This is a genomic window from Aliiroseovarius sp. S1123 (assembly GCF_023015885.1).
Lineage (GTDB): Bacteria > Pseudomonadota > Alphaproteobacteria > Rhodobacterales > Rhodobacteraceae > Aliiroseovarius.
This window is the reverse complement of sequence record NZ_JALKBE010000002.1, coordinates 237,789-260,862: the sequence shown is the minus strand read 5'-3', so window position 1 is coordinate 260,862 and position 23,074 is coordinate 237,789. Positions and strand designations below refer to the sequence as shown.

General features: G+C 57.8%; 27 protein-coding genes and 1 tRNA gene. 16 read left to right on the top strand and 12 right to left on the bottom strand.

The genetic code is table 11. The features are described 5' to 3' along the window. Positions 1-66: 66 nt before the first annotated feature. The 4 genes from MWU53_RS04750 to MWU53_RS04735 are packed head-to-tail and all read left to right on the top strand — an operon-like array spanning position 67 to position 3,081. A complete protein-coding gene (locus tag MWU53_RS04750; RefSeq protein WP_247091798.1) occupies positions 67-204 on the top strand; it encodes a hypothetical protein in 138 nt (45 codons plus the stop codon). After that, positions 194-1,780, top strand: coding sequence for a hypothetical protein (locus MWU53_RS04745; protein WP_247090974.1), 1,587 nt, complete (start codon positions 194-196; stop codon positions 1,778-1,780). Before MWU53_RS04750 ends, MWU53_RS04745 begins: the two co-directional genes overlap by 11 nt. Further along, positions 1,777-2,715: a site-specific tyrosine recombinase XerD gene (locus tag MWU53_RS04740; RefSeq protein WP_247090973.1), complete on the top strand. Its 939-nt coding sequence runs from the start codon at positions 1,777-1,779 to the stop codon at positions 2,713-2,715. Before MWU53_RS04745 ends, MWU53_RS04740 begins: the two co-directional genes overlap by 4 nt. A gap of 3 nt (positions 2,716-2,718) precedes the next feature. Beyond that, positions 2,719-3,081 carry a DUF1304 domain-containing protein gene (locus MWU53_RS04735; protein WP_247090971.1) on the top strand — a complete coding sequence of 121 codons (363 nt, stop codon included), beginning with the start codon at positions 2,719-2,721 and terminating at the stop codon, positions 3,079-3,081. Here the strand turns inward: MWU53_RS04735 and MWU53_RS04730 are convergent, their stop codons facing one another. Next, the gene (locus tag MWU53_RS04730) at positions 3,082-3,531 is read right to left on the bottom strand and encodes a type II toxin-antitoxin system RatA family toxin (RefSeq protein WP_247090970.1); all 450 of its coding nucleotides are present in this window, start codon (positions 3,529-3,531) and stop codon (positions 3,082-3,084) included. A gap of 69 nt (positions 3,532-3,600) precedes the next feature. Between MWU53_RS04730 and hpt the strand changes: the two genes are divergently transcribed. Further along, positions 3,601-4,158: a hypoxanthine phosphoribosyltransferase gene (hpt, locus tag MWU53_RS04725; protein WP_247090968.1), complete on the top strand. Its 558-nt coding sequence runs from the start codon at positions 3,601-3,603 to the stop codon at positions 4,156-4,158. 27 nt (positions 4,159-4,185) lie between these two features. Further along, entirely contained in the window at positions 4,186-4,338 is a 153-nt protein-coding gene (locus MWU53_RS04720) for a hypothetical protein (protein WP_247091796.1), read from the top strand. Between the two features lie 5 nt (positions 4,339-4,343). Here MWU53_RS04720 and lipA read toward each other — a convergent pair whose 3' ends face one another. Further along, entirely contained in the window at positions 4,344-5,294 is a 951-nt protein-coding gene (gene lipA, locus MWU53_RS04715) for a lipoyl synthase (protein WP_247090966.1), read from the bottom strand. 231 nt (positions 5,295-5,525) lie between these two features. On the opposite strand from lipA, the gene MWU53_RS04710 reads away from it, so the two are divergent. Beyond that, positions 5,526-6,071: a peroxiredoxin gene (locus tag MWU53_RS04710; RefSeq protein WP_247090965.1), complete on the top strand. Its 546-nt coding sequence runs from the start codon at positions 5,526-5,528 to the stop codon at positions 6,069-6,071. 76 nt (positions 6,072-6,147) lie between these two features. Here the strand turns inward: MWU53_RS04710 and MWU53_RS04705 are convergent, their stop codons facing one another. From MWU53_RS04705 to MWU53_RS04690, 4 genes are read right to left on the bottom strand one after another with little or no spacing between them, the layout of a single operon-like run. Further along, positions 6,148-6,501, bottom strand: a complete 354-nt coding sequence (locus tag MWU53_RS04705; RefSeq protein ID WP_247090964.1) for a DUF6794 domain-containing protein — start codon at positions 6,499-6,501, stop codon at positions 6,148-6,150. 59 nt (positions 6,502-6,560) lie between these two features. Beyond that, entirely contained in the window at positions 6,561-7,079 is a 519-nt protein-coding gene (locus MWU53_RS04700; RefSeq protein ID WP_247090963.1) for a gamma carbonic anhydrase family protein, read from the bottom strand. Beyond that, complete coding sequence (gmk, locus tag MWU53_RS04695; RefSeq protein WP_247090962.1) at positions 7,076-7,729, bottom strand: guanylate kinase; 654 nt, start codon at positions 7,727-7,729, stop codon at positions 7,076-7,078. Before gmk ends, MWU53_RS04700 begins: the two co-directional genes overlap by 4 nt. 4 nt (positions 7,730-7,733) lie before the next feature. Beyond that, on the bottom strand, positions 7,734-8,627 hold the full coding sequence (locus tag MWU53_RS04690; protein ID WP_247090961.1) for a YicC/YloC family endoribonuclease: 894 nt from the start codon (positions 8,625-8,627) through the stop codon (positions 7,734-7,736). Positions 8,628-8,787: 160 nt separating this feature from the next. On the opposite strand from MWU53_RS04690, the gene MWU53_RS04685 reads away from it, so the two are divergent. Continuing rightward, positions 8,788-9,603 (top strand): PAS domain-containing protein, encoded by an 816-nt coding sequence (locus MWU53_RS04685; RefSeq protein WP_247090960.1) that lies wholly within the window; start codon positions 8,788-8,790, stop codon positions 9,601-9,603. 105 nt (positions 9,604-9,708) lie between these two features. On the opposite strand, the gene MWU53_RS04680 is transcribed toward MWU53_RS04685, so the two are convergent. Next, positions 9,709-11,082: a 3-deoxy-7-phosphoheptulonate synthase class II gene (locus MWU53_RS04680; RefSeq protein ID WP_247090959.1), complete on the bottom strand. Its 1,374-nt coding sequence runs from the start codon at positions 11,080-11,082 to the stop codon at positions 9,709-9,711. Between the two features lie 216 nt (positions 11,083-11,298). Here MWU53_RS04680 and MWU53_RS04675 point away from each other — a divergent pair, with 216 nt between their 5' ends. From MWU53_RS04675 to MWU53_RS04640, 8 genes are all read left to right on the top strand, one after another. Then, positions 11,299-12,306, top strand: coding sequence for a GlxA family transcriptional regulator (locus MWU53_RS04675; RefSeq protein WP_348647024.1), 1,008 nt, complete (start codon positions 11,299-11,301; stop codon positions 12,304-12,306). A gap of 261 nt (positions 12,307-12,567) precedes the next feature. After that, a complete protein-coding gene (locus tag MWU53_RS04670) occupies positions 12,568-13,755 on the top strand; it encodes an ABC transporter substrate-binding protein (RefSeq protein ID WP_247090955.1) in 1,188 nt (395 codons plus the stop codon). A gap of 90 nt (positions 13,756-13,845) precedes the next feature. Beyond that, the gene (locus tag MWU53_RS04665; protein WP_247090953.1) at positions 13,846-14,625 is read left to right on the top strand and encodes an ABC transporter ATP-binding protein; all 780 of its coding nucleotides are present in this window, start codon (positions 13,846-13,848) and stop codon (positions 14,623-14,625) included. Then, entirely contained in the window at positions 14,625-15,338 is a 714-nt protein-coding gene (locus MWU53_RS04660; protein ID WP_247090951.1) for an ABC transporter ATP-binding protein, read from the top strand. The genes MWU53_RS04665 and MWU53_RS04660 overlap by 1 nt, the downstream gene beginning before the upstream one ends. Before the next feature lie 3 nt (positions 15,339-15,341). Next, positions 15,342-15,677, top strand: a complete 336-nt coding sequence (locus tag MWU53_RS04655) for a hypothetical protein (RefSeq protein WP_247090949.1) — start codon at positions 15,342-15,344, stop codon at positions 15,675-15,677. Further along, on the top strand, positions 15,677-16,687 hold the full coding sequence (locus MWU53_RS04650; protein ID WP_247090947.1) for a branched-chain amino acid ABC transporter permease: 1,011 nt from the start codon (positions 15,677-15,679) through the stop codon (positions 16,685-16,687). Before MWU53_RS04655 ends, MWU53_RS04650 begins: the two co-directional genes overlap by 1 nt. Beyond that, positions 16,684-18,039, top strand: coding sequence for a branched-chain amino acid ABC transporter permease (locus tag MWU53_RS04645; protein ID WP_247090945.1), 1,356 nt, complete (start codon positions 16,684-16,686; stop codon positions 18,037-18,039). The genes MWU53_RS04650 and MWU53_RS04645 overlap by 4 nt, the downstream gene beginning before the upstream one ends. A 3-nt stretch (positions 18,040-18,042) precedes the next feature. After that, positions 18,043-18,645, top strand: a complete 603-nt coding sequence (locus tag MWU53_RS04640; RefSeq protein ID WP_247090943.1) for a nucleotidyltransferase family protein — start codon at positions 18,043-18,045, stop codon at positions 18,643-18,645. On the opposite strand, the gene MWU53_RS04635 is transcribed toward MWU53_RS04640, so the two are convergent. From MWU53_RS04635 to MWU53_RS04615, 5 genes are all read right to left on the bottom strand, one after another. After that, positions 18,626-19,285: a Hint domain-containing protein gene (locus MWU53_RS04635; RefSeq protein ID WP_247090941.1), complete on the bottom strand. Its 660-nt coding sequence runs from the start codon at positions 19,283-19,285 to the stop codon at positions 18,626-18,628. The genes MWU53_RS04640 and MWU53_RS04635 overlap by 20 nt on opposite strands. Before the next feature lie 448 nt (positions 19,286-19,733). Continuing rightward, entirely contained in the window at positions 19,734-20,858 is a 1,125-nt protein-coding gene (locus MWU53_RS04630; RefSeq protein ID WP_247090939.1) for a cystathionine gamma-lyase, read from the bottom strand. Between the two features lie 52 nt (positions 20,859-20,910). Then, positions 20,911-20,996: transfer RNA gene (locus MWU53_RS04625), tRNA-Leu, on the bottom strand. Between the two features lie 75 nt (positions 20,997-21,071). After that, on the bottom strand, positions 21,072-22,424 hold the full coding sequence (locus MWU53_RS04620; protein WP_247090937.1) for a TRAP transporter large permease: 1,353 nt from the start codon (positions 22,422-22,424) through the stop codon (positions 21,072-21,074). Beyond that, positions 22,421-23,005 (bottom strand): TRAP transporter small permease, encoded by a 585-nt coding sequence (locus tag MWU53_RS04615; RefSeq protein ID WP_247090935.1) that lies wholly within the window; start codon positions 23,003-23,005, stop codon positions 22,421-22,423. Before MWU53_RS04615 ends, MWU53_RS04620 begins: the two co-directional genes overlap by 4 nt. Positions 23,006-23,074 lie beyond the last annotated feature (69 nt).

Below are 23,074 nucleotides of genomic sequence, written 5' to 3'. Positions count from 1 at the left end.
TTGTCGGAAATACCAGTTATAAAATCAGCAAAACGAAGACCGAGGCAGAAAAATAGGTGTTCCTCTATGCTGATCCGCTTGATCAAGCTTTTGTTCTTTCTGGCGATTTTGGGTGTGATTGGGCTGTCGGGCTATGCCTATCTGGGCGATATGTCCCCCCCCAGCGCGCCGCAAAGCTCCACTGTGACGCTGAATGGCGGTTAATGCCCCTTGTAAAGCCGTGATTTTAGGCGCGGTTTTTGCCCTGTCCGCGGGATCGGTGCAGGCGCAGACGTCGCATGGCGCGCCCATGTCGGCCATCGGTTGGTTGTCGGACAGCGTGGCGCTGCCGCCTCCGTCCATCGACAGCGCGGTCCTGCCCCCTGACCCAAGCGAACCTGATGTAACGACTGGCGCCTCTGTTGCACAAGTCACGATGAGCCTTCTGGAAACCCCGGTGCTGGATGCCGTTGGGCTGCTGTCCAGCGCGACCACTGGCTTTTCGCGCGATCTGTGGGGGCACTCCCGCCCAGACGATCTGGCGCGGCGCATCGCAGGGATGCCATTGTACCTGTACCCGGCAATGCAGGATCTTTTGAACACACTTCTGTTGGCCGAGCTGAACCCGCCCAAAGGCGCGCGCACTGGGGATGACCGCCTGTTCATGGCGCGGGTGGATCGGCTTTTGTCCATCGGTGCGCTGGATCAGGCCGAAGCGCTGTTGAACCGCGCGGGAACCAGCAATCCGCGCGTCTTCCGTCGCGGGTTTGATACTGCTCTGCTTCTGGGGTCCGAAGATCGCTTTTGCGAGATCCTGACCAACTCACCTGATCTCAGCCCGACCTTCCCCGCGCGTGTGTTCTGCATGGCTCGCTCGGGGGACTGGGAAGCGGCCGTCCTGACGCTCGAAACTGGGCGGGCGCTGGGGTATATCTCGGATTTCGAGGACGCGCTTCTGGCGCGTTTTCTTGATCCCGACCTGTTCGAAGGCGAGCCGCCACTGCGTCGCCCGCCAGACCTGACCCCCCTGACCTTCCGCATGTTCGAAGCGATTGGCGAGCATATTCCGACTGGAAACCTGCCGCTGGCCTTTGCCCAGGCAGATCTGCGCGCCAATATCGGTTGGAAAGCCCGTGCTGAAGCGGCCGAACGTCTGGCACGTGTGGGTGCCGCTACGCCGAACCAGCTACTGGGGCTTTACACCGAGCGTCGCCCTGCGGCCTCGGGCGGGATCTGGGACCGGATGCAAACCGTACGCCGGTTAGAGCAAAGCCTGAACAGCGGCAACGCTTCCGCACTGGATGCATCTTTGGTGTCCCTCTGGCCACAGATCGAGGATGCCGCGCTGGAAGTTCCCTTTGCGCATCTGTTTGGTGAGCGGCTGATTTCTAAAATCCCACAGGATCGGGATGCGCGCCGCGTGGCCCTGTCTTTGGGGCTTCTTTCGACCAAAAGCGAGGAATTTGCGGCCTCGTGGCCCGCCAGCGGCGGCAACGGAAAAGAGGCCCTGTTGACGGCGATTGCCCTTGGCAACACGGAAACCGCCTTGGGCTACAATGCCACATCACGCGCAGTGATCGACGGGATGAATGCAGGCGAAGTTCCCGTGCGCCTGAAATCCCTGATGGATAGCAACCGAGTGGGCGAGGCGATCCTGCGCGCCATCGCGCTTTATGAAAGCGGTACCCACGGCAATCTGGACGAGATCGCCGATGCTCTGGCCTTCTTCCGGCAGATTGGATTGGAACGGGTTGCCCGTCAGGCTGCCCTCGAGGTTCTGATCCTCGAGAGACGCGGATGACCCCCGACCACGCGCGCTGGATTTCTGCGTTTCTGGACGCGCAGGCGGCCGAACTTGGGGCATCAGAAAACACGCGACTGGCATATGGGCGCGACCTGAAAGCCTTTACTGAATTTGTCGAAGACCGATCTGCGCAATTCGGCAACCTGTCGCGATCCGACATCGAAGCCTATTTGGTTGATTGCGATGTTCAGGGCCTGGCCACCTCGACCCGCGCACGCAGGCTGTCCTCGATCAAGCAGCTGTTCCGCTTTGCCTACGAAGAAGGCTGGCGCACGGACAATCCCGCCCTGAAAATTCGCGGTCCGGGACAGATGAAATCGCTGCCCAAAACCTTGTCAGAAAAGCAAGTCGAAGCCCTGTTGGACGCAACGCGCACCGTGGGTCGCACCGATGCGGATCGCCTGCGTAACATCTGCCTGATGGAGCTTCTCTATGCTACTGGGATGCGGGTGAGCGAGCTTGTGTCCTTGCCTGTGTCTGCCGCCCGTGGCGACCCTCAGCTTCTCTTGATCCGCGGGAAAGGCGACAAGGACCGGCTGGTTCCGTTGTCTTCTGAAGCCCGCTCTGCGCTGTCTGACTGGTTGGAGTATCGAGACACCATCGAAGACACCGCACGTATCGAAAAGGGCGTCAAACCCTCTGCTTTCCTGTTTCCTTCGACGGGTGCCTTGGGCCATCTGACCCGGCATCGCTTCTATGCGATCATCAAGGACATCGCGGTGGCCGCCGGTGTATCACCCAATGACGTCACGCCGCACCGTCTGCGCCACGCCTTTGCGACACATCTTCTGGCCAATGGCGCTGACCTCAGGTCAATACAGGCCCTGCTTGGCCATGCTGATCTTGCCACCACCGAAATCTACACGCATGTTCTGGAAGAGCGCCTGCGCGAGTTGGTCTTCACCCACCACCCCCTTGCCGAAAAGGACTAGGTCATGAGTGTTTTGGCAACTGTGTTGATCCTGCTGATCGCAGCGCTGCACCTTTATATTTTGTGGTTCGAGATGTTCGCCTGGGAAAGCCGTGGCCCGAAGGTGTTCCGAAGCTTCCCGCGCGATCTGTTTGCGCCCACGAAGGCGATGGCAGCCAATCAGGGGCTTTATAACGGTTTTCTGGCCGCTGGCCTGATCTGGTCGCGCCTGATTTCCGATCCCGCTTGGGCGCAGAATGTCGCGCTGTTCTTTCTGGCCTGTGTTGCCGTCGCGGGCATTTTCGGCGCAGCGACCGCATCTAAGAAGATCTTTCAGGTGCAAGCCCTGCCCGCCCTGATCGCGATCGTTCTGCTTTTGATCAGCTAATCAGCGCCGATACAGTGCGGCGGCACGTTTCTCAAACGCCGCCACGATCCGGTGCATTGCCTCGTTGAACACAAGGCCGATCACCTTTTGCAGCATTGGGCTTTTGAACTCGAAATCCACGAAGAATTCGACCTCGCAGCCCTGCGGGTGATCGTTGAAGATCCAGAAGGATTTCAGATACTTGAACGGACCATCCAGATATTCCGTATCAATCCGACGCCCTGTCTGATCCAAGGTGACGCGGCTGGTGAAGCGTTCGCGGAAGACTTTGAAGCTGATCACCAAATCAGCCTCCATCAGCTGGCGCCCGCCTTCCAACGGCACCACCCGACGCACCCGCGCGGCCGAATTCCACGGAAGAAACTCGGGATAGCGACCAACATCTGCCACCAGATCGTACATTTGATCGGCCGTATACGGCATCACGCGTTTTTCGCCATGAGTGGGCATGTTAGGCTTTTTCCTTCTCTGTCAGACGCACATGTCTTAGGAATGCAGACGAGAATCAAGGGGGAAGCAATGGTTCAGCGACCATATGTCATTGATACGCTCATCTCGGCCAAGCAAATCGCGGCGCGGGTGGAAGAACTGTCGAAAGAGATCCACGACGAGTTCGATGGTACCGACAAATTGATTGTCGTCGGGTTACTGAGGGGGTCGTTCGTGTTCATCGCCGATGTGGTGCGCGAACTTGATCTGCCGGTCGAGGTCGACTTTCTGGAGGCCTCCTCTTACGGAAATTCGACCGAAAGCAGCCGGGAAGTCCGCATTCTCAAGGATTTGCGGGGCGAGATTGCCGGGCGCGATGTACTGGTCGTCGAAGACATCGTCGATACGGGTTTTACCCTGAAGCATGTGGTGAAGCTGCTTAAAGCCAAAGGCCCGCGCAAGCTACGCACCATCGCGCTTTTGGACAAACCGTCCCGACGCGAGGTCAATGTAAAGGCGGACTGGACCGGGTTCGAGATCCCGGACGAGTTCGTCGTGGGCTATGGCATCGACTATGCCCAACGCAATCGCAACCTGCCCCACATCGGCAAGGTGCGCTTTCTAGACACCCAAGACGGCGAACACTAAGCTATGAACCCGCTTTGGCTTCTCCGGATGTCAAAATGGGCACGCAATCCGCCCTCGGCCAAACGGGTGATGCTGGTTTTGACCGTGATTGCGATCTGTCTGGCGTTGTTCGCGTATGAATACTTCATTGGCGCGCCCGATTGGATGGAGATCGAGCGCATCAGAAGGCCCAAACCCTAACCTTATCAGGCCTTTGCAAGACTTTCTTCACGCGCCTTACGAAGTTGCGCAAAGTCGTCGCCCGCGTGATATGACGAGCGTGTCAGCGGGGTCGCGGACACCATCAGGAAGCCTTTTCCATAGGCCGCCGTCTCGTAATCCTTGAACTCGTCCGGATGCACAAAGCGTTCCACCGCGTGGTGCTTCGGCGTCGGCTGCAGATACTGCCCGATGGTCAGGAAATCGATGTCTGCGGCGCGCATGTCATCCATGATCTGCATGACCGACTGTCGATCCTCGCCAAGCCCGACCATGATGCCCGATTTGGTAAACATCGAGGGGTCCAGCTCTTTCACGCGCTGCAGCAAGCGCAGCGAGTGGAAATAGCGCGCACCGGGGCGTACTTCGGGATAAAGGCCCGGAACGGTTTCGAGGTTGTGATTGAACACGTCTGGACGCGCTTCAACGACGGTTTCCAGCACGCTGTCGTCACATTTCAGGAAATCCGGCGTCAGGATTTCGATCGTCGTGTCCGGCGACTGGTGACGTACGGCGCGGATGGTCTGGGCAAAATGCTCTGCCCCACCGTCTTTCAGGTCGTCCCGGTCTACGGACGTGATCACAACATGGTTCAGGCCCAGCTTCTTGACCGCATGCGCCACGCGGCCCGGTTCGAACGCGTCCAGATCATCAGGCTTGCCGGTGGCCACGTTGCAGAAGGTGCAACCACGGGTACAGATCTCGCCCATGATCATCATGGTGGCGTGGCCTTGGCTCCAGCATTCGCCGGCATTGGGGCAGCCTGCCTCTTCGCACACGGTGACCAGATTGTTTTCGCGCATGATCTTATGCGTCTCAGCATAGCCCTTGCCGCCGGGTGCTTTCACGCGGATCCAGCTGGGTTTCTTGGGCTGAGCATTATCCTTGCGATGCGCCTTTTCAGGGTGGCGGCTTTCAGGGATTTTCAGATCACGCATGGCTTTCCTCCGGGCCAGTAGTTCTGACCTATATAAGCGCACCGTGCCCCCAAGTCACCTTGAAACCCTGCTTTTCTGATATGCATCACGCGCATAGCCGAAAGCAGGTGCCGAGCAAATTGTCGCGCTGCAGAAAATCCCCATTGAGAGACTTTTGGAATCGTTCTAATCCTTCCATCAACGCGCGAAGCGATTCCCAGCCACGCGCTTAGACAGTAAAGGATTTTCCCAATGAAAGCAGGCGTTACCGTCCCCAACATCACCTTCCGCACCCGCGTTCGTGATGAAAGCATCGAAGGCCCGAACCCGTTCCGTTGGCAGGACATGACCTCGGACGATTACTTCAAAGGCAAGCGCGTTGTTCTGTTCTCGCTGCCCGGCGCGTTCACCCCGACCTGCTCGACCTATCAGCTGCCCGGTTACGAAAACGGCTTTGCCGATTTCGCAGCTGAAGGCATCGACGAGATCTACTGCATGTCGGTCAACGACAGCTTCGTCATGAACGCTTGGGCCCGCAACCAAGAGCTGGAAAACGTCAAAGTCATCCCCGATGGCTCGGGCGAGTTCACCCGCCTGATGGGGATGCTGGTTCAGAAAGACAACCTGGGCTTCGGCGCCCGCTCGTGGCGCTATGCCGCCGTCATCAATGACGGTGTTGTTGAAGCATGGTTCGAAGAGCCCGGCCGCGCAGACAACCACGGCGAAGATCCCTATGGCGAAAGCGCACCGGAAACCGTTCTGGCATGGCTGAAAGAGGCCAAAGAAGCCGTCGCATAAGCGATTGCAGATAGAATGACGAAGGGCCGCCCGATTGGGTGGCCCTTTCTACTTAGTTTGCAAGTTGGCCGGCTGTTTACTGCACTCCGAACTTTTCTCTAACCCGTTTCCACGTTTTCTCAGTGACGATTGAAGATACCTCATCAGGATGAGTGGACGTGGAGCCACTGCAATCCTTAGTCAGTTGCCAGTTACCCGCCCAAAGCCCAAATTGATTTCGAATTCCCATTCCGAAACTAAGGTGAAGCTGAATCAGGTCATCCTCATTGAACTCTGCCAGCTTTCTCTGCTCGCCTTCGGGCAACTCAGCTAAAATTTGTTCAACAGCCGCGTCACAGGTTCTAGGCCAAGATTTTCGTTCTTCAGACAACGCTACAGAGCAGGACGACAGCGCCAGGATTGAAAGTAATAGTAGGTAAGCGCTTTTCATTGTCTAAAACTTCCAAATTTATATAGCGACCAAACTTGTAGAAGGATTTGGACTATCGATTAACTAGCCCGCAACCCCTTCAAGAACCGCGCCGCATTCGCCTGATACCCCAGCGCCGAAGCCTCGAGCCCCTTGATCGCCGCCGCGTCCAGCTCGCGCACCACTTTGCCCGGTGCGCCCAGAACCATCGAGCCATCCGGGATCACCTTGCCTTCAGTCACCAGCGCCCCTGCCCCGATCAGGCAGTTTTTGCCGATCACCGCGCCGTTCATCACGGTGGCGTTCATGCCGATCAAGCTGCCGTCGCCGATTGTGCAGCCGTGCAGCAGCACCTTGTGGCCCACGGTGACGTTCTGACCGATGGTCAGCGGAAAGCCCATATCGGTGTGAAAGACGCAGTTTTCCTGCACATTCGAGCCCGCGCCCACATGGATCAGCTCGTTATCGCCGCGCAGGGTCGAGCCGAACCAAACCGAGGCTTTCGAATCGATCTGCACCTTGCCAATCAGGTTAGCATCCGGCGCGATGAACGCGTCTTCGGCGATGTCCGGGGCAATCCCGTCCAATTCATAGATCATGCGTCTCCCTCCTCAAATTCGGCTTGCAGCTTGCGCACGTGATCCAACAGGCTTGGCTGCTGATTGCGGCGCTGGCGGGTGGCTTCGACGATGGTGATCAGCCTTTGCGCTGTCTCTTCTAGATCGTCATTCACCAGCACGTAATCGTAGCTGCCCCAGTGGCTGATCTCGTCCCAGCTTTTCTGCATCCGCTTCTGGATCACCTCGTCGCTGTCCTGACCGCGACCAACCAGACGCGAGCGCAGTTCAGTGATCGACGGCGGCAGGATGAAGATCGACAGGGAATGCGACGCCATGGATGAATTGCGGATCTGCACCTCGCCCTGCCAGTCCACGTCAAACAACACGTCCTTGCCGCTTTCAATGGCGCGGCGCACGGGTTCTGCGGGCGAGCCGTAGAAGTTCCCGAAGACGTGGGCGTGCTCCAGCATCTCGCCCTTGATCACCATGTCCTTGAACTTTGCTTCTTCGACGAAGTGATAATCCTTGCCGTCGACTTCGCCTTCGCGCGGTGCACGGGTGGTGGCCGAGACCGAGAAGCTGAGCGTCGGGTCCCATTCCATCAGCCGCTTGGCCAGCGTTGACTTCCCCGCACCGGATGGCGAGGACAGGATGATAAGAAGGCCGCGACGGTTTTCGGGGGTACTCATGGGGTCACTCCACGTTCTGAACTTGCTCGCGCATCTGATCAATCACATGCTTCAGGTCAAGCCCCACTCGGGTCAGTTCGTTAAATTGTGCCTTGGAACACAAGGTGTTGGCCTCGCGGTTGAACTCTTGCATCAGGAAGTCGAGCTTGCGACCCGCGGGGTCCCCTGCAGTCAAGTGCGACCTTGCAACGGACAAATGGGCCTTCAGGCGGTCCAGCTCTTCGCGCACATCGGTTTTGACGGCAATCAAGGCGAGCTCTTGTGCCACGCGATCAGGATCGGCGCCTTCAGTCGCGTCCATGACCCGGGCCAGCGCATCTTGCAGTGCATCGGCTTGTGCCTGAGCGCGGTCATCTAGAAGTGCTTCCGCCTGCGCGACAAGGGTTTCCACCTGATCCACCTGCCCGGCCATGATATCAGCCAGTGCTTGGCCTTCTTCTTGTCGCGACGACATGAAAGCCTCGATCAATGCCGGGATCTGTTCTTTTAGCGCTTCAATCAGTGGCGCGCGGCTATCTGCGTCCGCTGCGCGTACTTCGATCACACCGCGCAGCTGAGCGATCTCTGTCGCCGAAACCGGTGTTACAGCCAGCCCGCGCATCTCGGCCTCGGTCGAGATTGCCAGAAGGTGCGAGATCGCCTGCCCCAGCCGCTCTGGGTTCACCGCGTACTGACCGTCGTCATCCGGATGAGAGACGCGCAAGGTGACCGAGACATTCCCCCGCGCGATCTTTTGCTTCAGTGCCTTGCGCAGCGTGTCTTCCACGCCATCCAGCCCGTCGGGCAGTCGCAGCCGGATGTCGAGCCCCCGCGCATTGACCGATCGCAGATCCCAGACCCAGGTAAATCCATTCAGTTCCCCAGTGGCACTGGCGTATCCGGTCATCGAGTAAATCATGGGTAGTTAACCATTTGATAAGATTTTCCGCCAAATTCGATCAGAATATGACATATTAAGACATCGGTAAGCATTACCTACGTATTCGTTAACAAACGGTCACCGAATGAACAAGGATCAGACGGATCCCATCTAGGGCCAGATTGTCGGGAACAAAGAGATGAAAATCGAGTATCTGAGTAACGGGAATGTTGTCTCGCTGTTGTCGGCCCGGCAGGGCAAAACCTATCCTGCGATTGCGCAGGTCGAAGCCTATTGGCATGCACTGTGCGACGGACGTCTTTGCCCCACCCGGCAAGAAATTGATCCGCGCGGTATGGCGGGTGCCCTGCACGAAGCCTTCATCCTTGAAAAGATTGCGCCGGGACTGGCCCGTATCCGGCTGGCGGGGCAGCATCTGAATGACGTCATGGACATGGAAGTCCGTGGAATGCCGATCTCGGTCTTCTTTGAGGCCGACGCCCGCAAAGAGCTGCATCGCGCGCTTGAAGCATTGTTCGATATGCCCGCGCAGATCACCTTGTCTCTGACCACCGCGCCCAGAGCTTTCCGCAAGCCCGTCGAGGCGCAGATGGTGATGCTGCCGTTGCGCGATGAGGATGGTCAAATCACACGCGTGCTTGGCGCATTGCAAGTTGACGGAGATCTGAAGCGCGGTCCGCATCGGTTTTCGATCCGGTCGGTCGAAACGACAGCCATCATCGTCAAGGCAGATACTACTGCGTCGTTGGTGACATCCCAGAAAGCCTATGACCAGATCAAAGGCGCAACAAACCGGTCACGCGAGACAATGGATCTGCGCTTGGGCACCAGCCCGGGTCTGCACATGGGGCATGTCTATCGTGAGCCCAATCCTGGTAAAGACAATGCGTTTCACAGCTTCGCCGAGGCGCAGCGGCATTTCAGTCTGCACGAGGAAACTCTTAATTCCGGGACTGGAAAACGGGCGCATCTGAAATTGGTGACGTCCAACTAAATTTGCCTGTACGCGGGAGCAAGGGGCGTTCTGCACTGCTTCGGGCAAATGAAAACGCCCCGGTGACATTGCCGGGGCGTTTTCTCTTTCGATCAACGTTGACGCTTAGCTGGCTTTGGCGGCAAGAGCATCGCCATTGCGACGGGCCGACAGCTCTTCTGCCACCAGGAAAGCCAGTTCCAGCGACTGGCTGGCGTTCAGGCGCGGGTCACAGGCGGTGTGATAGCGATCCGACAGATCCTCGTCGGTCACGGCACGCACGCCGCCAGTGCACTCGGTCACGTCCGAGCCGGTCATCTCGAAATGCACGCCACCGGGAACCGAGCCTTCGGCTTTGTGGACAGCGAAGAACTCTTGCACTTCCTTCAGCACGCTATCGAACGGACGGGTTTTATAGCCCGAAGCCGACTTGATCGTGTTGCCATGCATCGGGTCGCAAGACCAAACAACATTGGCGCCTTCTTCCTGAACGGTCTTGATCAGACGCGGCAGGTGTTCGGCCACTTTGCCGGCGCCGAAGCGCGCGATCAGTGTTAGGCGGCCCGCTTTGTTCTCGGGGTTCAGCTTCTCAAGCAGAACTTTCAGATCTTCCGCGGTGGTGGTCGGGCCACATTTCAGGCCGATTGGGTTGATCACGCCACGCAGGAATTCCACGTGTGCTCCATCAGGCTGACGGGTGCGGTCGCCGATCCACAACATGTGGCCCGAACCTGCAACGGTTTTGCCGGTTGTCGCGTCCAGACGGGTTAGCGCCTCTTCATATTCCAGAAGCAGGCTTTCATGCGAGGTGTAGAAATCGACCGTCTGAAGCGTGTGCATACGGTCGGCTGTCACACCAGCAGACTGCATGAAATCAAGGCTGTCCTGAATACGCTCGGCCATGGCACGGTACTTTTCAGCCTCGCCCGAGGCCGTGAAGTTCAACGTCCATTTGTGCACTTGGTGCACGTCCGCCAGACCACCGGTCGAGAACGCGCGCAGCAGGTTCAGCGTCGCTGCCGATTGCGTATAGGCCTGCAACATCTTCTGCGGATCTGGGATGCGGGCGTCCGAGGTGAAGTCCAGCTCGTTGATGATGTCACCGCGGTAGCTGGGCAGCTCGATGCCATCCATGGTCTCAGTCGGGGCCGAGCGCGGCTTGGCGAACTGACCGGCCATACGGCCAACTTTGACGACCGGCACCTTGGCGCCAAAAGTCAGAACCATCGCCATCTGCAGCATGACTTTAAACGTGTCACGAATGCCATCAGCCGAGAAATCGGCGAAGCTTTCGGCGCAGTCACCGCCTTGCAGCAGGAACGCTTCACCACGCGAGGCACGGCCCAGCTCTTCGCGCAGGCGCATGGCCTCGCCGGCAAAAACCAAGGGCGGATACTTTGCAAGTTGCGCCTCGACCTCGGCCAGTGCGGCCGGATCGGTATAGTCTGGCATCTGTACCCTTGGCTTGTTGCGCCAGGTCGACTTGTCCCACTCCGTCATGGTTTTCTCCGTAAACTATCTGTCTTCGCCCACGATGCGGGGCGACGCCTCTTTTATCCTGTCCGACGTTAACGTGCAAACAGAGTTGTGAAACAGCAATATGACGGAAAATTCCCATCGTTTGTCGCATATGCATAGGTACGCTATGATTGGTAAAAAAGCGACTTGCTGTGGGCCTCTAAACCTGCTGAATTTGTCGCTACCTTTATAGAACCCATGAAGAAAAGGGTGAGTCGGATGACCAAACTGTCAGAGATGAATGATCAATCCGCGCGTCGGTTTGTGTTCGTTCTTGTTGACGGCTTCACCCTTTTGAGCTTCGCAGGCGCCATCGATGCACTTCGGATCGCAAACCGTGCCAGCGGAAAGAAGCTTTATGACTGGGTGATCCTGTCGGAAGACGGCGGTCCAGTAGCATCCTCTGCCGGGCCATGCTTCGTCGCGGATGGCCCGCTTGAAGAGCTGCGGAGGGATGACACCCTGGTCTTGGTGTCTGGCGTTGATGCCCAAAGCAAATGCAGCACCAAATTAATGAACTGGTTGCGTCGCGAAGCACGGCGCGGTGTTCGCATCGCGGCTTTGTGTACCGCTGCGCATATCCTTGCCAAGGCCGGTCTTCTGAACGACAGGCGTGCGACCATCCACTGGGAAAATCACGACAGCTTCATCGAAGAATTTGAAGACGTCGATTTGACCAAGTGTGTTTTCGTGATTGATGGGAAGATCATGACCGCAGCAGGAGGTACCGCTGCCATCGACTTGATTCTGAAAATCATTGCCGAGGATCAGGGCGAAGACATCGCCAACGTGGTTGCCGACCAGCAGATTTACACCTCGATCCGTACCGAAAGCGACAGCCAGCGTTTGTCCGTGCCGACCCGCATCGGTGTACGCCACCCCAAGCTCAGCGACGTGATCCGCAAGATGGAAGCCAATATCGAAGAGCCGATCTCGCCGTCGGTTCTGGCCAGCGAAGTGGGCATGTCTACGCGCCAGTTGGAACGTCTGTTCCGCCGCTATTTGAACCGCTCGCCCAAGCGCTACTACATGGAACTGCGCCTGCAAAAGGCCCGCAACTTGTTGATGCAAACGGATATGAGCGTGATTAACGTGGCCCTGTCCTGTGGGTTCTCCAGCCCCTCGCATTTCTCGAAGTGCTACCGGTCACATTACGACACAACACCCTATCGTGAACGCGGCAGTCGTGGGGCCAAACCTGCATAACTCTGTGCAGTTTGCCCTCTGAATTCGGACATCACGTTGACGCTTGGCGCATTTGGATTTCAAGCTGACGCATTTCGCGCGCGCAGAAATCCGGATCAAGCAAGAATGGCAGAACAGCGACGATTATGCCTCGTTACGACCAGAGCCTGATGGCCCGTTAATACCAACGGTTTTTTTGAGCAAATCGCCTGCTTCGGCCTTTTCTTTTCCGAAGTACGCGCCTAGGGTCGAGACCGGAATTTTCCAATTGGGAGAACAAAAATGAAAAAACTTCTTATGGCAACCGTCGCAACTGCACTGGTCGGTGGCGTTGCACATGCTGACGACCACGCAATCAAGCTTGGCACAATTCTTGGCTACACCGGCCCGATTGAAAGCCTGACCCCGCACATGGCTGGCGGCGCAGAGCTGGCGATGGAAGAAGTGTCGGCCTCGGGCCTGCTTCTTGGTGGCAAGACCGTCGTAAGCGTGCGCGCCGATTCGACTTGTGTAGACAGTGCAGCCGCGACCGCTGCAGCTGAACGTCTGATCACCTCGGATGGCGTCAAAGGCCTGATGGGTCCGGATTGCTCGGGTGTGACCGGCGCAGTTCTGGCCAACGTGGCCCTGCCCAACGGCATCGTCATGATCTCGCCTTCGGCAACCTCGCCGGGTCTGTCGTCCGCTGAAGACAACGGCCTGTTCTTCCGCACCGCACCTTCGGATGCCCGCCAGTCGGACGTGATGGCAAGCATCCTGAAAGAAAACGGCGTAGGCTCGGTTGCTGTGACCTATACCAACAACGACTACGGCAAAGGCATGGCTGACGCGTTCAAAGCCGCGTTTGAAGCCGCTGGCGGCGAAGTAACCATCGTTGCCTCGCACGAAGATGGCAAAGCGGACTACACCGCTGAAGTCGGCGCTCTGGCTTCGGCTGGCGGCGACGTTCTGGTCGTGGCTGGTTACGTTGACCAAGGTGGTGCAGGCATCGTGCGCGGAGCGCTGGACACCGGTGCATTTGACACCTTCCACTTCCCCGATGGCATGATCGGTTCGAACCTGGAAGCAAACTTCGGGTCGGACATCGACGGCTCGACCGGTCAGGTTCCGGGCACCGACAGCCCCGGTGCTGCCACTTTCGCCGAAATGGTTGGTGACAAGTTCGACGTAACCTCGCCCTATACCGGCGAAAGCTACGACGCAGCTGCTCTGATCATGCTGGCCATGCAGGCTGCTGGTTCGGCTGAACCGGGCGACTATGCATCGAAAGTCGAAATGGTTGCCAACGCTCCGGGCGAAAAGATCTATCCGGGTGAGCTTGCCAAAGGCCTGCAGATCCTGGCTGACGGCGGCGAGATCGACTATGTCGGCGCAACCGCAGTTGAGCTGGTAAACGGTGGCGAAGCCGCTGGCTCGTACCGCGAGATCAAGATCGAAGGCGGCAAGATGATGACGGTTCAATACCATTAATCTAACGCTAAATTGACCTGAAGCAGCCCGGACTTTCCGGGCTGTTTCAATATGTTAGGCAACCATCTTTAGGTTGTAGAGGGGACAGACATGATCGTCATCGAAGACGTCCACAAGCATTTTGGCGGCTTTCGTGCCGTTGATGGGGCAACCCTGACCATCCAGGATAAGTCCATCACCGGACTGATCGGCCCTAACGGCGCGGGAAAAACGACGCTGTTCAACGTCATCGCGGGCGTGTTGAAGCCGACCTCGGGTCGGATCACCATGGCGGGCGAAGATATCACTGGACTGCCCCCGCACGAGCTATTCCACAAAGGCCTTCTGCGCACCTTCCAGATCGCGCATGAGTTCGGGTCCATGACCTGCCGCGAGAACCTGATGATGGTGCCCGGTGGCCAGTCCGGTGAACGCCTGTGGGACACGTGGTTCGGCCGCAAGCGCATCGCGGATGAAGAGCGCGCGCTGAAAGCCAAGGCCGATGAAGTGCTTGAATTTCTGACGATTTCGCACATCGCGAACCTGCGTGCGGGCGAGATCTCGGGCGGACAGAAGAAGCTTCTGGAACTGGGTCGCACCATGATGGTCGACGCCAAGATCGTCTTTCTGGATGAGGTCGGCGCCGGCGTGAACCGCACGCTGCTCTATACCATCGCGGATGCGATCAAGCGCCTGAATCAAGAGCGCGGCTATACCTTCGTCGTCATCGAGCACGACATGGATTTCATCGAAAAGATCTGTGACCCGGTGATCTGTATGGCAGAAGGCAAAGTTTTGGCCGAAGGTACTCTGGCCGAAATCAAGGCAAATGAACAAGTGATCGAAGCCTATCTGGGCACCGGCCTGAAGAATAAGAAAGAGGACGCATAATGAGCGAACCTTTCCTCATCGGAGACAGCATGACCGGCGGCTATGGCAAGGGTCCGGACATTCTGCATGACTGCACCATCGCCGTCGACAAAGGCGAAATCGCCGTGATCGTCGGCCCGAATGGCGCGGGCAAATCCACCGGTATGAAGGCCGTGTTTGGGATGCTGAACGTACGCTCGGGCGCCGTTCGACTGGACGGCGAAGACATCACGAACCTGTCGCCGCAGGATCGCGTCCGCAAAGGGATGGGCTTTGTGCCGCAGACCCACAACATTTTCACCTCGATGACCGTGGAAGAGAACCTGGAAATGGGTGGCTTCATCCGCACCGATGACATCCACGAGACGATCGAACAGGTCTATGAGTTGTTCCCAATCCTGCGCGAAAAGCGCAACCAACCGGCCGGCGAGCTGTCTGGCGGGCAGCGTCAGCAGGTCGCCGTGGGCCGCGCACTGATGACCAAGCCGACGGTTTTGATGCTGGACGAACCCACCGCCGGCGTCAGCCCCATCGTGATGGACGAGCTGTTTGACCGCATTATCGAAGTCGCCCGCACGGGGATCTCGATCCTGATGGTGGAACAAAACGCCCGACAAGCGCTTGAAATTGCGGACAAAGGCTATGTCCTTGTACAAGGCCGCAACGCGCACACAGGCTCGGGCAAAGAGCTTTTGGCCGACCCCGAAGTCCGCCAATCGTTCCTAGGGGGCTGAGGCATGCGTATCGCCCTTGCCCTGACACTGGCGCTCAGCCCTCTGCCCCTTGTGGCGCAGGACTGTAGCTTCGTGACCGAGTGTTACGAGGCCGAAGCCTGTCAGGACACAGCCTTTTCGCTGACCGCCGACCTGCCCGGCGAACGTCTGGTCACCGACTTTGGCGACCTGACCATCGTAGCGGCCAAACAGGCTGGCCGTTTGACCACGTTGTTCGCCACCGGCGACGGCGCCGAATATCTTCTGTCCCGCAATGGTGACGCAGCCCGCTTCACGGCCCATGCCAACGAGGGCCCGGCGGCAATCACCTATTTGGGCACCTGTAAGGGAGAGTTCTGATGGACTTTCTGAACGCGCTTGTCGCGCTTTCAAATTTCGTACTGATCCCCGCGATCGCCTATGGCAGCCAGCTGGCGCTTGGCGCGCTGGGGGTGACGCTGATCTATGGCATCCTGCGGTTTTCGAACTTCGCGCACGGTGACACGATGGCGTTCGGGGCAATGGTGACGATCCTGTTCACCTGGTGGTTCCAGTCAATGGGTCTGTCGATCCACCCGCTGCCAACCGCCCTTCTGGCCCTGCCCTTCGGTATTGTTGTTACCGCGATGCTGCTGATTGTAACGGATCGGACGGTGTATCGGTTCTATCGCCGTGTGAAAGCAAAGCCCATTGTGTTCGTCATGGCCTCGATGGGGGTCATGTTCATCATGAACGGCGTCGTGCGCTTCATCATCGGACCGGGAGAGCAACGCTTTGCCGATGGTGAACGCTTCATCATCAAGGCACGTGACTTCAAGAACGCCACGGGATTGAACGAAGGTCTGGCCTTCAAGACCTCTCAGGGCATCACCATTGTCACCGCGATCATCGTCGTGGCCGTGCTGTTTTGGTTCCTGAACCGAACGCGTACAGGTAAATCCATGCGCGCGTTCTCGGACAACGAAGATCTGGCGCTTTTGTCGGGCATCAACCCCGAGCGCGTGGTGATGATCACATGGATCATCGTGGCGGCCCTGATTACCATCGCGGGCACGCTCTATGGGCTTGATAAAAGCTTCAAACCCTTCACCTATTTCCAGCTGCTGCTGCCGATCTTTGCCTCGGCCATCGTGGGCGGTCTGGGCAATCCGCTGGGGGCCATCGCTGGCGGTTTCGTCATTGCATTTTCTGAGGTCACGATCACCTATGCCTGGAAGAAAGTCGCGGTCTATCTGCTGCCCGAAAGTTTGGAGCCAACCAGCCTCGTTCAGCTGATGTCCACCGACTATAAATTCGCCGTCAGCTTCGTGATCCTGATCGTCGTGCTGCTATTCAAACCAACCGGTCTATTCAAGGGGCAATCGGTATGAGCCAATCTCTTCGTACTCCGCTTCTGTTTGGCGCCGTCGCGCTTCTGTTCATCCTTCAAGGCACGACCGACTGGTGGATCTTTGCAGGCAGCTGGAACGCGTCCCTGACCATTCTGAATATGGCGCTGATTTCAGCCATCATGGCGTTGGGCGTAAACTTGCAATGGGGCTACGCTGGCCTGTTTAACGTCGGTATCATGGGCTTCGTCGCGCTTGGCGGCTTGGCCACTGTGCTGGTTGCCATGCCGACCACACCCGGCGCGTGGAGCGCGGGCGGTGTTGGCATTGTTTTCGGTCTCTTGGTTGGGGCTGCCACGGTTGTAGCTGCAGTGCTGATCAACACGCGCATGGCGGCTGGTCGCAACCGTACATTGGCGACACTGGCCACGCTGATCGTAGGCTTCTTCGTCTATCGTTACATCTTTGACGCGGGCGTCGCCGGGGTCGAGGCCATCAACCCTGCGCAAACCGGATATCTTGGCGGTCTGAACCCCGGTGGTCCGGACAATTACAAAGCGCATGGCTATATGACAGTTCTGGCCTGGCCCGTGGGTGGTCTGCTGGCTGCCGGTGCTGCGTGGGTTGTCGGCAAGACCGCGCTGGGGCTGCGCTCGGACTATCTGGCGATTGCGACCCTTGGGATCTCGGAAATCGTCATTGCCATCATCAAAAACGAAGACTGGATGGCCCGCGGCGTGAAGAACGTCATCGGTATCCCCCGACCGGTGCCCTACGAAATCGACCTACAGCAAAGCGCTGATTTCGTGGCCCGTGCAAACAGTCTGGGACTAGATGCCACGACGGCGTCGACCATTGCCGTGAAGCTGTCCTATTCTGCGCTTTTCACGGTCGTTTTGGTGGTTTTGATCATCCTGGCACAGCTCTCGCTGAACTCGCCCTGGGGCCGCATGATGCGCGCCATTCGAGACAACGAGGTTGCAGCACAGGCGATGGGTAAGGATGTCACCAAACGACATCTGCAGATCTTCGTTTTGGGATCAGCCCTATGTGGCTTGGCGGGCGCGATGATGACGACGTTGGACGGCCAGCTTGTTCCGGGGACCTATCAACCCCTGCGCTTCACCTTCCTGATCTGGGTCATGGTGATCGTCGGCGGATCTGGCAACAACCTGGGATCGGTACTGGGCGCCTTCTTGATCTGGTTCCTGTGGATCCAGGTGGAACCCATCGGTAACTGGCTAATGTCGGTTATCACCATGGGGCTCGACGATGGTTCGGCGTTGAAAGCGCACCTGATCGACTCGGCCGCGCATATGCGTCTGTTCTCGATGGGGATCGTGTTGCTATTAGTCCTTCGGTTCAGCCCGCGGGGCCTGATCCCCGAGAAGTAATCCATGACGGCGGCCAATATCGCAGTTGTGCTATTGGCCGCCGGTCTGTCCCGGCGTATGGGGCGGGACAAACTTCTCAGACGGCTCCCGAATGGGACGCGCCTTCTGGAAGACCGCATTCACATGATTAACGGTGCCGGCGCAGTGCCCTACGTCGCCGTCCCGAACGAGCCGCGGAAGCCTGAGCTCGTAGCAGCGTGCTCTGCTATTCCAGTCAGCGTCCCGTCGAATGCACAAGGCATGGGCGACAGCATTTCAGCGGCTGTACGCGCGCTGCCCAATAACGTCTCAGGCATTCTGATCATGCTGTCTGACCTGCCAGATGTGACCTCGGACGATTTGCGTGCCCTTATGGATCGCTTTGACGGTGAAACGATCCTTCGGGCGACAAGCCAGAACGGCATGCCGGGTCATCCAGTGATCTTCCCGGTGAGGTATCGAAGGGATTTGGAAGCGTTGTCAGGCCCTCACGGCGCGCAGGCGCTCTTGCGGTCAGAACGTGTCGACATACATCCCCTGCCCAGTCAAAACGCCGTGCAGGATCTGGACACTCTGGATGATTGGAAGACGTGGGAGACCGCCCGGCTTACGACGCCGAAAAAATGACGCTTGCTTCGCGCTGGTCGATCACCAGATGATCCCGAAGATATGACGCGATCCCCTGATGGCTGCGCAGCCTTGGGCATGCGTCGAGAATTTCCTCAGCGGCGCCTGGCGCATCACGACGGATCAAATCAATCTCGGGGATCAGGCTTTCCACCCAATAATCACCACAGCGGATCATCTCGGTCTTGTCGAGCAGGATGTGCACCATCATGGGCGACACAGTTGCGTCTATTTCGGCCTGTCCGACTTCGGCTAGCATGTTGGCTGAACAAACCACCTGAGCTTCGCCGGTCAGAATCTCGCATAAAGGATGATCGACAAGGACAAGACTTCCAGGCGTTAACAATGCACCAGATTGGCCATCAGTCAGTTCCGGAAATCGGATCGGCGAAGATTTCTGGGTCTTGGGCATGGCCGAGTGGCCCAACCACAAAACGGGCGCAAACCGACCTTTCAGAGTGCGCACTTGATCGCCGGCTTGCAATGCCCGTGCCGGTACAGTCCCGCGCGCGGTTTCAACCAACGTGTTTGCAGAGATACCCGACAGAGCCCCGCCAAGATTAGCGCGACGGGATTCATTCTGTGTGGAAACCGACACGTCATTTCGGGCAGTCGGAACGCCCGGCCACGATACGCTCATGTCTTCTTCAGTTCTAAAATCACGAAGTACCACGTGTTGATCCGCTACTCGTCTTGGCTGGCTGGATAGCTGTTAATTCCAGCTCTGATTATTAGTAATATAAGGGCAGAACGTGCCCAAAGTATGAAAGCTGTTAGAACAATGCGGGCGTACCGCCAGCAGATACGCTTTGTTTTTCACGATGCCTCGGAAGGTGTCAACGTATAGCTGGGTAACATATTGAACTAGAAGCCATTTACCAAGATTCACAAAGCGACATGCTACTCCAATCCTGAATAAACAACTGCCGATTGTTTCGGTAATGGCGCCAGTTCAACACTAGCGGGTCGACCATCCACGACCCTGATACCCGCAATCATGGATTGGCCTATGTGCAATCTGATCTATGGTGGATAAGCGCGCTCACGCGGAGAGATTACGGCGCAAAAAAGGCACAATTTTAATAGCCTTAGAGCTGATCAAGAGAATCAGTCAAATCCTTCAAAAGCACCTCAGGCGGCTCGCATCCGATGGACAAACGGACGTAGCCTGCAGGAACCGCGTCCCCCCACCGGGCACGGCGCTCGGCCGAGCTGTGCACGCCACCGAACGAGGTCGCTGGGCGCAGATAGCGGCTGTGGTTGATAAAGCGTTCAGCGCGCTCTTCTGACCCGAGATCAATCCCGATCAAGAAACCGAACCGAGCCATTTGGGTTGCGGCCAAATTGTGTGACGGGTCGGTTGGAAGCCCAGGGAAGCGCGTCGCCAGAACAGCGGAATGCGAGGACAGCACAGGTGCAATCGCCTCGGCCGTGTCACACATGCGGGTGAAGCGCAGTTCAAGCGTCTCGAGCCCTCGATAGAGCGCCCATGCGGCATGAGGCGACGGAATTACACCTGACATCTTCCGCCAATCCTTGACGCGTGCCAACAGCGCGGTGTTACGGGTGGCCACATGACCCATCAAAAGGTCTGAATGCCCGCCCGGTGCCTTGGTGTCCGAGGCCACTACGACATCCGCACCTAGATCCAAAGGGCGCTGCCCAAACGGAGTCAGCGTGGTGTTGTCCACGATGGTGATTCCACCAGAGGCGCGCACCTCGGCGCAGATTGTATGAAGATCACAAAGATCGAGACCGGGATTCGAAGGCGTTTCGATGAAGACAACATCGAAATTCTGGAACCCGCCTTCAGTAAATGACGAAGTCGGGCGCTCGGTTACGTCGACGCCAAAGGCCGCCAGAAACTCAGACGACAGGACGCGCGTCACATAGTACCCATCCGACGGCACCAGCAGGCGCTTGCCTGCCCCCAGCGTTGCAAAAAGAGCGGCAGAAATGGCCGCCATCCCTGACGGAAGCGCCACGCAGGGCGCGTCTTCTAAGATCGCCAGAGCGTCTTCCAGAGCTTCCCAGGTTGGATTGTCCACACGCCCATATCCGGGTGTATCAGTCGGATCTCCGGGCAGATGAAACATCGAACTGGTGGTGATCGGAAGTGCAATCGGATCACCTTTGGACAGCCCCTGCCCGCGGTGGTGCAAAAGCTCTGCCGCTCGGTTCAACGAATTGAGATCTTTGGATGTTTCGCTCATGTCATGCTCCGGACAGCCACCGGGAAACATATATCACGAATTCGGCGGTATGTGGTGCCCAAGGTGGGACTCGAACCCACACGCCCGTGAAGGCGGGGGATTTTGAATCCCCTGCGTCTACCATTCCGCCACTTGGGCACTGTTTGGTTGGATATCCAAGCCACGGGGCAAGGTCAACGGCATTTCCGCCCCTGCCCCGTGCAAATTTTCAGGTCAGAACAAGACCCCGACCAGCCAGAGCGTAATTCCCGGGAAGGCCACCAGAACAACCACCCGGATCAGGTCAGATAGAACGAACGGAGCAACACCGCGATAGGTCGCGCTCATCGGGATGTCGCGCGCCATCGAGTTGATGATGAACAGGTTCATACCAACTGGCGGCGTGATCAATCCGACCTCAACCACGATCAGGGCAAGGATACCGAACCAGATACCCGCCTCTTCCGGGGTCAAGCCGAAGTCCAAGACCTCGATGATCGGATAGAAGATCGGAATGGTCAGAAGGATCATCGACAGGCTGTCCATGACGCAGCCAAAGACCAGATAGGCGATCAGCATTAGTGTCAACACCAGCAAAGGCGCATAGCCCTGTGCGGTTACCCACTCGGCCAGCATCTGCGGGGCCTGGGTGAAGGCCAGGAACGAGTTGAAGATCTGCGCGCCCAGTACGATGAAGAAGATCATCGCGGTCGATTGCGCCGTCGCCAGCACGCTATCGAGGAAGCCTTTCCACGTCAGACCACCAGTCATCACGCCATAAAGGCCCGTGGCAACAGCACCTACAGCTGCGCCTTCGGTCGGGGTGAACAGCGCCTGCACGCCCACTTTCGACCAGTTCCAGTCGCCCGCGATGCCGCCCATCACAAGGCCAAATATCACCACAACTGGCCAGATCGACAGAAGTGTTTTGAAACGCTCAACATAAGGTACGCGTTCTGCGGTCGTGGCGCTGTCCGGATTGATGCGCACCATAACGGCCACAGTCAGCATATAGCCAAGAGCCGCCAGAATACCCGGCACCAGTGCCGCGATGAACATCTTCACGATGTTCTGTTCTGTCAGGATCGCATAGATCACCAGAATGACCGACGGCGGGATCAGGATGCCCAGCGTACCACCTGCGGCCAGAACGCCGGTCGACAGCGCATCGGAATAGCCACGCTTGCGCATCTCGGGCAAGGCCACCTGCCCCATGGTCGACGCGGTTGCCAGCGACGAGCCACAGACCGCACCAAAACCGGCACAGGCGCCAACAGCCGCCATCGCCACCCCGCCCTTGCGGTGCCCCAGCCAGTCCGAGGCCGCGTTGAACAGCGCGCCCGACATACCGGACTTGGTGGCAAACTGCCCCATCAAAAGGAACAGCGGCACGATCGACAGCGAATAGCTCGAGAACGTGTCATACGAGAGCGTTTTCAGCTGGCTCAGCGTCACCGACGGACGCCCCATCATATACCAGATGCCAAAAAATCCGGTCAGACCCATCGCCAGACCAATCGGCAGGCGTAGGAAGATCGCCAATAGCATCAGTGCAAAGGCGATAATCGCAAGTTCGATACCGGTCATACGTGCTGCTCCTTGCCGTCAAGCACCCAATTGAAGGACCGCCAAGTTGTATAGATGGCGACCACGAGGAAAAAGGCAGCGCCGATCAGACACATACCGAATGGGATCCACAGGGGAACTTCCAGTTCGTAAGTGCTTTCGGCGAAAAAGGGTTTCGACCCCATGCCAAAGACGCTGCGGATAGCGTCAGACCCAAAGGGGAATTTTTCGCCAAAGCCCAGCCACAACCGCCACAAGATGATGAATGCAGCCCCGGTCAGAAAGACGTCACCGATGAACCCAAGGAAGGCTTGGATGCGCTCGGGAAGACGCGTGATGAAGATATCAACGGTCACATGACCGCGTTTGAACTGGCACCATGGCATGAAGGCGAAGACGGCGACGGCACAGCCCATCTCGACGATCTCGAAATCGCCTTTGACCGGCGACAGACCGTAGCCTGACAAGGACCGCCCGATGATCGAGACCACCGTGGTCATCGCGATGCCGACCAAAACGGCACCACCCGAATACGCCATCCAGCGGCTTAGGAATTCCATGATACGCCCCACCCGGAGCTCGGCAGATTTCGCGATCGCCACGACCTTCCCCCTTCTAACCGTTCAGCACGGGCCTTGATGCCCCTGCTTCAAATAAAAACTCCGGGCAGC

Bases quoted from the DNA above. Each gene is read 5' to 3' on its own strand.
- MWU53_RS04750 (WP_247091798.1), top strand. From the start codon at position 67: ATGCTGATCCGCTTGATCAAGCTTTTGTTCTTTCTGGCGATTTTGGGT.
- MWU53_RS04745 (WP_247090974.1), top strand. From the start codon at position 194: ATGGCGGTTAATGCCCCTTGTAAAGCCGTGATTTTAGGCGCGGTTTTT.
- MWU53_RS04740 (WP_247090973.1), top strand. From the start codon at position 1,777: ATGACCCCCGACCACGCGCGCTGGATTTCTGCGTTTCTGGACGCGCAG.
- MWU53_RS04735 (WP_247090971.1), top strand. From the start codon at position 2,719: ATGAGTGTTTTGGCAACTGTGTTGATCCTGCTGATCGCAGCGCTGCAC.
- MWU53_RS04730 (WP_247090970.1), bottom strand. From the start codon at position 3,531: ATGCCCACTCATGGCGAAAAACGCGTGATGCCGTATACGGCCGATCAA.
- hpt (WP_247090968.1), top strand. From the start codon at position 3,601: ATGGTTCAGCGACCATATGTCATTGATACGCTCATCTCGGCCAAGCAA.
- MWU53_RS04720 (WP_247091796.1), top strand. From the start codon at position 4,186: ATGTCAAAATGGGCACGCAATCCGCCCTCGGCCAAACGGGTGATGCTG.
- lipA (WP_247090966.1), bottom strand. From the start codon at position 5,294: ATGCGTGATCTGAAAATCCCTGAAAGCCGCCACCCTGAAAAGGCGCAT.
- MWU53_RS04710 (WP_247090965.1), top strand. From the start codon at position 5,526: ATGAAAGCAGGCGTTACCGTCCCCAACATCACCTTCCGCACCCGCGTT.
- MWU53_RS04705 (WP_247090964.1), bottom strand. From the start codon at position 6,501: ATGAAAAGCGCTTACCTACTATTACTTTCAATCCTGGCGCTGTCGTCC.
- MWU53_RS04700 (WP_247090963.1), bottom strand. From the start codon at position 7,079: ATGATCTATGAATTGGACGGGATTGCCCCGGACATCGCCGAAGACGCG.
- gmk (WP_247090962.1), bottom strand. From the start codon at position 7,729: ATGAGTACCCCCGAAAACCGTCGCGGCCTTCTTATCATCCTGTCCTCG.
- MWU53_RS04690 (WP_247090961.1), bottom strand. From the start codon at position 8,627: ATGATTTACTCGATGACCGGATACGCCAGTGCCACTGGGGAACTGAAT.
- MWU53_RS04685 (WP_247090960.1), top strand. From the start codon at position 8,788: ATGAAAATCGAGTATCTGAGTAACGGGAATGTTGTCTCGCTGTTGTCG.
- MWU53_RS04680 (WP_247090959.1), bottom strand. From the start codon at position 11,082: ATGACGGAGTGGGACAAGTCGACCTGGCGCAACAAGCCAAGGGTACAG.
- MWU53_RS04675 (WP_348647024.1), top strand. From the start codon at position 11,299: ATGAAGAAAAGGGTGAGTCGGATGACCAAACTGTCAGAGATGAATGAT.
- MWU53_RS04670 (WP_247090955.1), top strand. From the start codon at position 12,568: ATGAAAAAACTTCTTATGGCAACCGTCGCAACTGCACTGGTCGGTGGC.
- MWU53_RS04665 (WP_247090953.1), top strand. From the start codon at position 13,846: ATGATCGTCATCGAAGACGTCCACAAGCATTTTGGCGGCTTTCGTGCC.
- MWU53_RS04660 (WP_247090951.1), top strand. From the start codon at position 14,625: ATGAGCGAACCTTTCCTCATCGGAGACAGCATGACCGGCGGCTATGGC.
- MWU53_RS04655 (WP_247090949.1), top strand. From the start codon at position 15,342: ATGCGTATCGCCCTTGCCCTGACACTGGCGCTCAGCCCTCTGCCCCTT.
- MWU53_RS04650 (WP_247090947.1), top strand. From the start codon at position 15,677: ATGGACTTTCTGAACGCGCTTGTCGCGCTTTCAAATTTCGTACTGATC.
- MWU53_RS04645 (WP_247090945.1), top strand. From the start codon at position 16,684: ATGAGCCAATCTCTTCGTACTCCGCTTCTGTTTGGCGCCGTCGCGCTT.
- MWU53_RS04640 (WP_247090943.1), top strand. From the start codon at position 18,043: ATGACGGCGGCCAATATCGCAGTTGTGCTATTGGCCGCCGGTCTGTCC.
- MWU53_RS04635 (WP_247090941.1), bottom strand. From the start codon at position 19,285: ATGAGCGTATCGTGGCCGGGCGTTCCGACTGCCCGAAATGACGTGTCG.
- MWU53_RS04630 (WP_247090939.1), bottom strand. From the start codon at position 20,858: ATGAGCGAAACATCCAAAGATCTCAATTCGTTGAACCGAGCGGCAGAG.
- MWU53_RS04620 (WP_247090937.1), bottom strand. From the start codon at position 22,424: ATGACCGGTATCGAACTTGCGATTATCGCCTTTGCACTGATGCTATTG.